7 protein-coding genes are annotated in these 10,883 nt (G+C 54.9%); 3 read left to right on the forward strand and 4 right to left on the reverse strand.

All coding sequences use genetic code 11. The annotated features are described in order from the left end of the window. The first annotated feature begins 310 nt into the window (after positions 1-310). Positions 311-622, forward strand: coding sequence for a stress response protein ElaB (elaB, locus tag ACK13D_RS12735; RefSeq protein WP_010258091.1), 312 nt, complete (start codon positions 311-313; stop codon positions 620-622). Between the two features lie 239 nt (positions 623-861). Then, positions 862-2,058, forward strand: a complete 1,197-nt coding sequence (locus ACK13D_RS12740) for a nicotinamide mononucleotide deamidase-related protein YfaY (RefSeq protein ID WP_418796527.1) — start codon at positions 862-864, stop codon at positions 2,056-2,058. A gap of 337 nt (positions 2,059-2,395) precedes the next feature. On the opposite strand, the gene yfaE is transcribed toward ACK13D_RS12740, so the two are convergent. The 4 genes from yfaE to ubiG form a co-directional block, all read right to left on the reverse strand. After that, positions 2,396-2,656 (reverse strand): class I ribonucleotide reductase maintenance protein YfaE, encoded by a 261-nt coding sequence (gene yfaE / locus ACK13D_RS12745; RefSeq protein WP_010258095.1) that lies wholly within the window; start codon positions 2,654-2,656, stop codon positions 2,396-2,398. Between the two features lie 2 nt (positions 2,657-2,658). After that, complete coding sequence (gene nrdB, locus ACK13D_RS12750; protein WP_010258096.1) at positions 2,659-3,789, reverse strand: class Ia ribonucleoside-diphosphate reductase subunit beta; 1,131 nt, start codon at positions 3,787-3,789, stop codon at positions 2,659-2,661. 72 nt (positions 3,790-3,861) lie between these two features. Then, positions 3,862-6,147 carry a class 1a ribonucleoside-diphosphate reductase subunit alpha gene (gene nrdA, locus ACK13D_RS12755; protein ID WP_010258098.1) on the reverse strand — a complete coding sequence of 762 codons (2,286 nt, stop codon included), beginning with the start codon at positions 6,145-6,147 and terminating at the stop codon, positions 3,862-3,864. Between the two features lie 526 nt (positions 6,148-6,673). Then, the gene (gene ubiG / locus ACK13D_RS12760) at positions 6,674-7,399 is read right to left on the reverse strand and encodes a bifunctional 2-polyprenyl-6-hydroxyphenol methylase/3-demethylubiquinol 3-O-methyltransferase UbiG (RefSeq protein ID WP_010671459.1); all 726 of its coding nucleotides are present in this window, start codon (positions 7,397-7,399) and stop codon (positions 6,674-6,676) included. Between the two features lie 177 nt (positions 7,400-7,576). Between ubiG and gyrA the strand changes: the two genes are divergently transcribed. Continuing rightward, complete coding sequence (gene gyrA / locus ACK13D_RS12765) at positions 7,577-10,249, forward strand: DNA topoisomerase (ATP-hydrolyzing) subunit A (protein WP_089413983.1); 2,673 nt, start codon at positions 7,577-7,579, stop codon at positions 10,247-10,249. Positions 10,250-10,883 lie beyond the last annotated feature (634 nt).

A 10,883-nucleotide genomic window follows, 5' to 3' on the forward strand; every position in this document is an offset into this window, starting at 1 on the left:
GAGGGTGTCGTGACTGTCGTGCAAAATGCACTTTCATGGCCCGATAATCACAGGCAACAGAGGGGTACGACAGTAGGGTTACTGGAAAATTCAGTCACGACAAAATTTATCAGATTAATCAAAGAAGCGAAGCGAAATTCCGCGGTTGCCGCTGCGTCTTACACTTCTTAGCGTAGCGAAACGGCGCACAGCCTGCACTGAGCAAGATTAACAGATGAAAAATCAGGTGATTCCTGGAGCAGGAAATCAGCAGAGCGCCAGATTATGACTATAGTTAATGAACTGCTTTGCAATTCACACGGAGGAAACGATGGTAAATCAGACAAATCAATTCGAAACGGGCCTCGATGACGATATTGCGTTACTGACTGAAACGCTGGAAGAAGTTCTTAAGGCATCAGGTGATCCGGCCGATCAGAAGTACATTGAGCTTAAGAGCAAAGCCGAACAGGCGCTGAACGATGTGAAATCCCGTGTCAGCCAGGCGTCCGATAGCTACTACTATCGCGCTAAACAAGCGGCTTACCGTGCAGACGACTACGTGCACGAAAAACCGTGGCAGGGTGTCGGTATCGGTGCAACAGCCGGTCTGGTACTTGGTCTGCTGCTGGCGCGTCGTTAATCGCGATTCGCTGACCTGGTTGTAGCAGACAACTGTAGTAAAAAAGCGGCGGGGTAATCCCGCCGTTTTTATTGGTTTTTAACTCCCTGAACACCTTCACCTCCCTTGTTCCTGCTTCACTCTCGCTATCTTTATGCGCAACGTGCCTGAGACGCAATGGTCACAATCCCTGGTGATGCCGATTGTGTCTGGCGGGAGGAGTTCGTACAGTAAAGCAAACGTGAAAAGGAGAACTCAACGTGATTAGAGTAGAGATGCTGTCGACCGGGGATGAGGTGCTGCATGGCCAAATCGTCGATACCAACGCAGCCTGGCTGGCGGATATGTTGTTCCAGCAAGGGTTGCCTATGACCAGCCGTACCACGGTAGGAGATTCACTCGAATCGCTAATCGCCACGCTACAGGCGCGCAGCCATGAGGCAGATGTGCTGATTGTGAATGGCGGTCTGGGGCCGACCAGTGACGATCTCAGTGCGCTGGCAGCCGCCAGAGCCTGTGGCGTTGAGCTTGAGGTGCAGCAGGAGTGGCTGGAACAGATGGAAGCCTGGTTCGCCAGCCGGGGACGCGTGATGGCGGCCAGCAATCGCAAGCAGGCGGAAATCCCGGCCAATGCGGAGCTGATTGATAATCCGGTCGGTACCGCCTGTGGCTTTGCCCTGCAACTCAATCGCTGCTGGATGTTCTTCACGCCTGGTGTGCCGTCTGAATTTAAAGTGATGGTGGAGCAGCAGATCATACCCCGTCTGAAAGCGAAATTTTCGCCGCCCGAGCCACCGATTTGTCTGCGGCTGACCACCTTCGGTCGTGGTGAAAGCGATATTGCCGCCGAACTGGAGCCGCTGGCGCTGCCGGAAGGCGTGGTCATGGGATATCGCTCGTCCATGCCGATCATTGAGATCAAGCTCACCGGCCCGGCCAGTCAGCGGGTGGCGATGGAGCAGGTGTGGCAGCAGGTGCGTCTGCAACTGGCGGAGTGCACCATTTTCGAAGGCACCGAAGGCTTACCGGCGCTGCTGGCACGTGAGCTGGAGCAGCGCGGTGAGCAGCTGGCAATCAGTGAGCAATACACCGCCGGACTGCTCTACTGGCAGTTGGCTGGCGCCAGCGTGCCGCTGCGTGGCGCTGACATCTTTCCACTCCGGCAGGAGACGCTGGAGCAGCAGGTGATCCGCACCCGCGAACTTGCTGCACAGCAGCAGGCTGCGCTGGCGCTCTCTGTTGGCAGCCTGGAGCAGGAAGAGATTTCGGTGGCGCTGCATACACCGGATGGCAGTTTTGGTCAGCGCGTGAAGTTCAGTACCGGTCGCCATAATCTGGAGACGCGGCAGAAGGTGGTGGCAATGATGGCGATGAACATGCTGCGCCGCTGGTTACACGGCAGCGAAGTGAGCACCGGTCACGGCTGGATTGATGTGGTTGAAACTGTCAGACAGTAATATCAGTGAAAATAAAACGGGCGCCTGAGGCGCCCGTTTTTGTATGTGACTGCGAATTAACCCCCATACAGCGTCATTCTCGCAGCAATAAATTAGCTCAAAGCGCAGGGAACACGGGCAGAGGAGGAAAGCGTCCCGCGCCTGGGACAAAAACGCCGGGAGCGTTTTTGAACAACGCAACGCGTTGGCCCGGCTACGGGCGCACCTCAGGGATGAGGTGCGTAATCGCGCGGGCCGAGCTGTCAGGGATGACGCTTTTTGCGTCTTTCCGATCTGACCGTGTTCCCTAAGCTGACTCGATCTCACAGCAAATCAAGCCAGACTTATTCCACCTCAGTTATAACTCCAGCTCAATCTCGCCTTTGGCTTTGCAGCAGCAGGGCAGAATCTCATCCTGCTGCACAAAGGCCAGCGGCCGCTGTGGGTAATGCACTTCGCCTTTCAGCAGCCGCATCCGGCAGGAGCCGCAATAACCTTCGCGGCACTGAAACTCCACGCAGAGATTGTTGGCTTCCAGCAGCGTCAGCAGATTGGTATGCTCGTCTGTGCATTCCAGCCGGGTGCCGGAACTGCGCAGAATAACAACGTCGCGGCTCATAATTAAAGCTGGAAGTCGTCGAAGTCGTTAGCGCCTACTTCAGAATCGATCTGACCCACCAGATAGGAGCTCACTTCCACTTCCTGCGGCGCAACCTGAACGTTGTCAGAGACCAGCCAGGAGTTAATCCATGGGATTGGGTTTGAGCGCGTCTGGAACGGCAAATCAAGGCCAACAGCCTGCATACGGATATTGGTGATGTACTCAATGTACTGGCAGAGAATATCTTTGTTCAGGCCGATCATTGAGCCGCCGCTGAACAGATATTCTGCCCACTCTTTCTCCTGCAGCGCTGCTTTCTTAAACAGCTCGAAGCACTCTTCACGGCACTCTGCCGCAATCTCTTTCATCTCCGGATCGTCTTCACCGCTGCGCAGCAGGTTCAGCATGTGCTGAGTGCCGGTCAGATGCAGCGCTTCATCGCGGGCAATCAGCTTGATGATTTTGGCATTGCCTTCCATCAGCTCGCGCTCGGCGAACGCGAATGAACAGGCGAAGCTGACATAGAAACGGATCGCTTCCAGCGCATTGACGCTCATCAGGCAGATATAGAGCTGCTTCTTCAGGGCGCGCAGGCTGACGACGACCGGTTTGCCATTGACCTGATGCGTGCCTTCACCCAGCTGATGCCAGTAGTTGGTCATCTCAATCAGATCGTCGTAATAGCGTGAGATATCCTGAGCACGCGCCAGAATCTGCTCATTGGTAACGATATCGTCAAACACCACCGCCGGATCGTTAACAATGTTACGGATGATGTGGGTGTAAGAACGGGAGTGAATCGTCTCTGAGAACGCCCAGGTTTCAATCCAGGTTTCCAGTTCAGGAATCGAGATCAGCGGCAGCAGCGCGACGTTCGGGCTGCGGCCCTGAATCGAATCCAGCAGCGTCTGATACTTCAGGTTGCTGATAAAGATATGTTTTTCATGATCCGGCAGCGCCTGGTAATCGATGCGATCGCGTGAAACGTCGACCTCTTCCGGACGCCAGAAGAAGGAGAGCTGCTTTTCGATCAGCTTTTCAAAGATGTCATATTTTTGCTGGTCGAAGCGCGCCACGTTTACGGACTGACCGAAAAACATCGGCTCTTTCAGCTGATCATTTTTGTTCTGTGAGAAAGTGGAGTAAGCCATAAAAGTTGTCCAAAAGTAGACGAAGCCAGGCCTCGTGAAATGAATGAGGCGGGAGATTCTCCCGCCTGACCATTAGATCTTACAGGCGCCGCTCTCGCAGCCATCATCCTGGATAGAAGGTGCCAGGTCATCCTGCGCATCTTCAGCACCGTCACGGGTGTTTTGATAGTAGAGCGTTTTCACGCCGAACTTATACGCCGTCAGCAGATCTTTCAGCAGCTGTTTCATCGGCACTTTACCGTTGGTGAAGCGCGACGGATCGTAGTTGGTGTTGGACGAAATCGCCTGGTCGATGAATTTCTGCATCAGACCCACCAGTTGCAGGTAGCCGTCGTTGTTCGGCATTTCCCACAGCAGTTCGTACTGATCTTTCAGACGCTCATACTCCGGCACGACCTGACGCAGGATGCCATCTTTTGACGCTTTGATGCTGATGTGACCGCGCGGAGGCTCAATACCGTTGGTGGCATTGGAGATCTGCGACGAGGTTTCAGACGGCATCAGCGCAGACAGGGTCGAGTTGCGCAGGCCGTGCGTTTTAATCTCTTCACGCAGGCTTTCCCAGTCGAGATGCAGCGGTTCGTTGCTGATCGCATCCAGATCTTTCTTGTAGGTGTCGATAGGCAGAATGCCCTGCGCATAGGTGGTTTCATTGAACCACGGGCAGGCACCTTGCTCTTTCGCCAGCTCGTTTGAGGCTTTCAGCAGGTAGTACTGAATCGCTTCAAAGGTCTTGTGCGTCAGGCCATTGGCGCTGCCATCGGAGTAGCGCACACCATGCTTCGCCAGATAGTAGGCGTAGTTGATGACGCCGATACCCAGAGTACGACGACCCATCGCGCCACGCTGGGCAGCCGGGATTGGGTAATCCTGATAGTCGAGCAGCGCATCAAGCGCACGTACGGCCAGGGTAGCCAGCTCTTCCAGATCGTCGAGGCTTTCGATGGCGCCGAGGTTGAACGCCGAAAGCGTACACAGGGCAATCTCACCGTTTTCGTCGTTAACATCTTCCAGCGGTTTGGTCGGCAGGGCGATTTCCAGGCAGAGGTTAGACTGGCGAACCGGCGCAATGCTCGGGTCAAACGGGCTGTGGGTGTTGCAGTGATCGACGTTCTGAATGTAGATACGGCCGGTAGAGGCGCGTTCCTGCATCATCAGTGAGAAGAGATCGACCGCTTTAACACGCTGCTTGCGGATGCTCTGATCCTGCTCATATTTGGTATAGAGGCGCTCAAACTCATCCTGATTGGCGAAGAATGCGTCATACAGGCCAGGCACGTCAGACGGGCTGAACAGGGTGATATCTTCGCCTTTCAGCAGGCGCTGATACATCAGCTTATTGAGCTGTACACCATAGTCCATGTGACGCACGCGGTTGCCTTCAACACCACGGTTGTTCTTCAGCACCAGCAGGCTTTCGATTTCCAGATGCCACATCGGGTAGAACAGCGTGGCTGCGCCGCCACGAACGCCGCCCTGAGAACAGGACTTCACCGCGGTCTGGAAATGCTTGTAGAACGGGATACAGCCGGTATGGAACGCTTCACCGCCGCGAATCGGGCTGCCCAGCGCACGGATACGACCGGCGTTGATACCGATGCCGGCACGCTGAGAGACATATTTCACAATCGCGCTGGAGGTGGCGTTGATGGAGTCCAGGCTGTCGCCACACTCGATCAGTACACAGGAGCTGAACTGACGTGTTGGGGTGCGTACGCCAGACATGATTGGCGTCGGCAGGGAGATTTTAAACGTCGAGATCGCATCATAGAAACGCTTGATGTAATCCATACGTGTGTCGCGCGGGTAGCCGGAGAAGAGGCAGGCGGCGACCAGTATGTAGAGGAACTGCGCGCTTTCGTAGATTTCACCCGAAACGCGGTTCTGCACCAGATATTTGCCTTCCAGCTGCTTCACAGCGGCATAGGAGAAGTTCATGTCACGCCAGTGGTCGAGGAACTCGTCCATCTGCGCAAACTCTTCCTGGCTGTAGTCTTCCAGCAGGTGGCGATCATATTTGCCCATGTCGACCATCTTAACGACCTGGTCATAGAGCTTTGGCGGCTCAAACTGACCATACGCTTTTTTGCGCAGGTGGAAGATCGCCAGGCGGGCAGCCAGGTACTGATAGTCAGGGGCATCGCGGGAGATGAGGTCTGCTGCGGCCTTGATGATGGTCTCATGAATGTCAGAGGTTCTGATGCCATCATAGAACTGAATGTGAGAGCGCAGCTCAACCTGTGAAACTGAGACGTTGTTCAGCCCTTCAGCTGCCCAGTCCAGCACACGGTGAATTTTGTCGAGATCAATGCGCTCCTGGCGGCCATCGCGTTTAGTAACGAGCAGACTCTGGTTCATGTCGCGTTTTTACCTTTGCGTGAGTATCCAAAAATTAAAAGAAATCCCGGTTTATACACAGCCTATTCATTGTGAATAATGTGTGGATAAACACTACATCTAGGGGGTGATGGGAAAAGCCATAACTACATGGGGGCATATTTTAGTATTTTACGGCCGCTTAACAAGAGCAAAAAATGATGGCTGGAGGGGTTGTAATTCTTGCGAAATTTCTTAGCCCACGCCTTGTAAGGCCTGGCATCATGTCAACCAGATCACACTTTTTTTTCTTATTATGATCGGGCGCGTGTTTCTTATTCAATCCTCAGGATTCAGCAGGAAAAGGGATGAAAAATGGCTAAAAGCCGCTAGCGGGTTGCTGGTCAGCAGAGAATCGGATGCGGTAACGCTGAAGAGGATGGAACCGGGCTGATGTAACCTATTGGCAGACATCAGAATGCCTCTGGCACGGTGAGTGCTGTGACCGGCACAGGGAGAACGGGCGCAGAAGAGGAGATGCCCGCCCTGATTCAGGCGGGCGGGTCACTCAGACGGCGCGGTGGGTGTGCACCATATAATTCACGTCAGTGCCGGGAGCCAGTTTGAATCGGTTAGTCACCGGGTTGTAATGCAGGCCAATGATGTGGCGTTCACGCAGGGCCGTTTCATCGACCCAGCCCAGCAGTTCGGAAGGACGGATAAATTTCTTCACGTCGTGGGTGCCGCGCGGCAGCATGCGCAACACATATTCCGCGCCAAATATCGCCAGCAGCCAGGCTTTTGGATTGCGGTTCAGCGTAGAGAAAAAGACTTCGCCGCCGGGTTTGACCAGCTTCGCACAGGCGTGAACGACTGAGCGCGGATCCGGCACGTGCTCCAGCATCTCCATGCAGGTCACCACATCATATTTTCCGGCGTGCTGCTCCGCATGCTCTTCGACGGTCTGCTGCACGTAGTCCAGTGTCACTCCGCTCTCCAGGGCATGCAGGCGCGCCACGGCCAGCGGTTCCGCGCCCATGTCCAGGCCCGTGACCACGGCACCTTCACGCGCCATGCTTTCGGCTAAGATGCCGCCGCCGCATCCGACGTCGAGCACGGTTTTACCGAACAAGCCGTTGCTATGCTGCGCGATATAGCCCAGGCGCAGCGGGTTAATGCGGTGCAACGGTTTAAATTCACCCTCCAGATCCCACCAGCGCGAGGCAACGGCCTCAAACTTGGCAATTTCCTGCGCATCGACGTTCTGCTGATGATTCTGCGGTTGTGCATTCATTGAATCGTAACTCCTGACAAAATGTGCCCACAGTATAAACGCTTAACCGCAGATGGCACACCTTTCAGGCGCAAGGAAAAGCGGGTGAAATCGGTGGTTAGCGTTCACCAGAGCATTGCAGTGTGATATACTTTCGCACCTTTAAAATCCGGGATTAAGTAGAGGGATAGCGGCTCCATGAGCGACCTTGCGAGAGAAATTACACCGGTCAATATCGAAGAAGAATTAAAAAATTCTTACCTCGGTTACGCCATGTCGGTCATCGTTGGCCGAGCTTTACCCGATGTGCGTGATGGCCTGAAGCCGGTTCATCGTCGCGTACTTTTTGCGATGAGCGTACTGGGTAACGACTGGAACAAACCCTATAAAAAATCTGCCCGCGTCGTCGGTGACGTTATCGGTAAATATCACCCGCATGGTGATTCCGCCGTATACGACACCATTGTACGTATGGCCCAGCCTTTCTCCCTGCGTTACATGCTGGTGGACGGACAAGGCAACTTCGGTTCCATCGACGGCGACTCCGCCGCGGCGATGCGTTATACCGAAATTCGCATGTCGAAAATCGCCCACGACCTGTTAGCTGACCTGGAAAAAGAGACCGTCGATTTCGTACCGAACTACGACGGCACTGAGCAGATCCCTGAAGTTCTGCCGACCAAAATTCCTAACCTGCTGGTGAACGGCTCTTCCGGTATCGCCGTGGGTATGGCAACCAACATTCCGCCGCATAACCTGCGTGAAGTGATTAACGGCTGCCTGGCTTACATTGAAAATGAAGACATCAGCATTGAAGAGCTGATGGAGCACATTCCGGGGCCTGATTTCCCGACCGCCGCTATCATCAATGGTCGCCGTGGCATCGAAGAAGCGTATCGCACCGGACGCGGTAAAATTTATATTCGTGCGCGTGGCGAAGTGGAAGCCGATGCTAAAACGGGCCGCGAGACCATCATCATTCATGAGCTGCCGTATCAGGTTAACAAGGCACGCCTGATTGAGAAGATTGCGGAGCTGGTGAAAGAGAAGCGTGTCGAAGGCATCAGCGCACTGCGCGATGAGTCTGATAAAGACGGCATGCGTATCGTGATTGAGATCAAGCGCGATGCGGTTGGCGAAGTCGTGCTGAATAATCTCTATTCACTGACCCAGCTGCAGACCTCGTTTGGTATCAACATGGTTGCCCTGCATCAGGGTCAGCCGAAGATCATGGCGCTGAAGGAGATTCTGGACGCCTTTGTTCGCCATCGTCGTGAAGTTGTGACGCGTCGTACTATCTTTGAACTGCGTAAAGCGCGCGATCGTGCGCATATCCTGGAAGGTCTGGCGATTGCGCTGGCGAATATCGATCCTATCATCGAGCTGATTCGTCGTGCACCAAACCCGGCAGAAGCGAAAGCGGGTCTGATTGCGCAGTCGTGGGCTCTCGGTAACGTGTCGGCGATGCTGGAACGTGCTGGTGATGACGCCGCGCGTCCGGAGTGGCTGGATCCACAATATGGCATCCGTGATGGTCAATACTATCTGACCGAGCAGCAGGCTCAGGCGATTCTGGATCTGCGTCTGCAGAAACTGACTGGTCTTGAGCACGAGAAGCTGCTGGATGAGTATAAAGCGCTGCTGGAGCAGATCGCTGAGTTGCTGCGCATTCTGTCGAACGCGGACCGTCTGATGGAAGTGATCCGCGAAGAGCTGGAGCTGATGCGTGATCAGTTCGGTGATGAGCGTCGCACAGAGATTACTGCCAACACGGCTGACATTAATATCGAAGACCTGATTAATCAGGAAGATGTTGTGGTGACACTGTCGCATCAGGGCTATGTGAAGTATCAGCCGCTGACCGACTATGAAGCGCAGCGTCGTGGTGGTAAGGGCAAGTCAGCCGCACGTATCAAAGAAGAGGACTTCATTGATCGTCTGCTGGTCGCCAATACGCATGACACGATTCTTTGCTTCTCCAGCCGTGGCCGTCTCTACTGGATGAAGGTTTATCAGCTGCCGGAAGCAAGCCGTGGCGCACGTGGACGTCCCATCGTCAACCTGCTGCCGCTGGAAGCCAACGAGCGTATTACGGCGATTCTGCCGGTACGTGAGTATACCGAAGGCTTTAATATCTTTATGGCGACCGCGCTCGGTACCGTGAAGAAGACCGCACTGAAAGAGTTCAGCCGTCCACGCAGCGCGGGCATTATTGCCGTGAATCTGCGTGACGACGATGAGCTGATCGGTGTGGCGCTGACCAACGGTAACGATGAAGCGATGCTGTTCTCAGCGGCCGGTAAAGTGGTGCGCTTTGCAGAAACCGCAGTCCGTGCGATGGGTCGTACCGCCTCTGGCGTACGCGGCATCAGGCTGGCTGAAGGCGATCGCGTTGTGTCATTGATTGTGCCGCGTGAAGAGGGTGCAATTATGACCGTGACGCAGAATGGTTACGGCAAGCGTACGGCCAACAGCGAATACCCGACCAAGTCGCGTGCGACTCAGGGTGTTATTTCAATCAAAGTGACCGAACGTAATGGTCCGGTGATTGGCGCCGTTCAGGTCGTTGATGGCGATCAGATTATGATGATCACCGATGCCGGTACGCTGGTGCGTACCCGCGTTTCAGAAGTGAGCGTCGTGGGTCGTAATACCCAGGGTGTGATTCTGATTCGTACCGCAGAGGATGAGAACGTCGTGGGTCTGCAGCGTGTTGCCGAGCCGGTTGAAGAAGAAGAGCTGGATTCAATCGACGGTAGCGTGGCGGAAGGCGAGGAAGATATCGCGCCGGAAGCAGAGAACGACGATGAAGAGATTGCGCCGGAAGCGGATGCAGAAGACGAAGACGACGCGGCTGAAGACGAAGAGTAATTTGTCTGGCGTGAGCTGAGGTTCGTTGCAGAAACGGCAGGTCAGGGGAAACCCGGCCTGCCGTTTTTTTTGTGTGATGGGGAGGGAGCAGGGAGCTTAGGGCTGGAGGCTGGAGGCTGGTTGCTGGTTGCTGGTTGCTGGTGGCTGTGAGTTGGGAGCCGCCGAAAGGCCCACTATGCCCGATCGCAAAGGATTCCCGCATCCATGCGGATCGGCCACGCCATCGCGGGCCAGACGCTTTGCTCTTCGGGCATAGCAGGCCTTTCTTGTTGGGGTTGTGATGTCGCTTTGATGGGATGGGCGTGTTGTTTGAGGTCTTAGAGGCGGGTCGGGAAAATGGCTGGTGGCTGTGAGTCGGGAGCTGCCGAAAGGCCTGCTATGCCCGATCGCAAAGGATTCCCGCATCCATGCGGATCGGCCACGCCATCGCGGGCCAGACGCTTTGCTCTTCGGGCATAGCAGGCCTTTCTTGTTGGGGTTGTGATGTCGCTTTGATGGGATGGGCGTGTTGTTTGAGGTCTTAGAGGCGGGTCGGGAAAATGGCTGGTGGCTGTGAGTCGGGAGCTGCCGAAAGGCCTGCTATGCCCGATCGCAAAGGATTCCCGCATCCATGCGGATCGGCCACGCCATCGCG

Source organism: Pantoea sp. K16 (genome assembly GCF_048452805.1).
GTDB lineage: Bacteria > Pseudomonadota > Gammaproteobacteria > Enterobacterales > Enterobacteriaceae > Pantoea > Pantoea agglomerans.

Bases quoted from the DNA above. Each gene is read 5' to 3' on its own strand.
- elaB (WP_010258091.1), top strand. From the start codon at position 311: ATGGTAAATCAGACAAATCAATTCGAAACGGGCCTCGATGACGATATT.
- yfaE (WP_010258095.1), bottom strand. From the start codon at position 2,656: ATGAGCCGCGACGTTGTTATTCTGCGCAGTTCCGGCACCCGGCTGGAA.
- nrdB (WP_010258096.1), bottom strand. From the start codon at position 3,789: ATGGCTTACTCCACTTTCTCACAGAACAAAAATGATCAGCTGAAAGAG.
- nrdA (WP_010258098.1), bottom strand. From the start codon at position 6,147: ATGAACCAGAGTCTGCTCGTTACTAAACGCGATGGCCGCCAGGAGCGC.
- ubiG (WP_010671459.1), bottom strand. From the start codon at position 7,399: ATGAATGCACAACCGCAGAATCATCAGCAGAACGTCGATGCGCAGGAA.
- gyrA (WP_089413983.1), top strand. From the start codon at position 7,577: ATGAGCGACCTTGCGAGAGAAATTACACCGGTCAATATCGAAGAAGAA.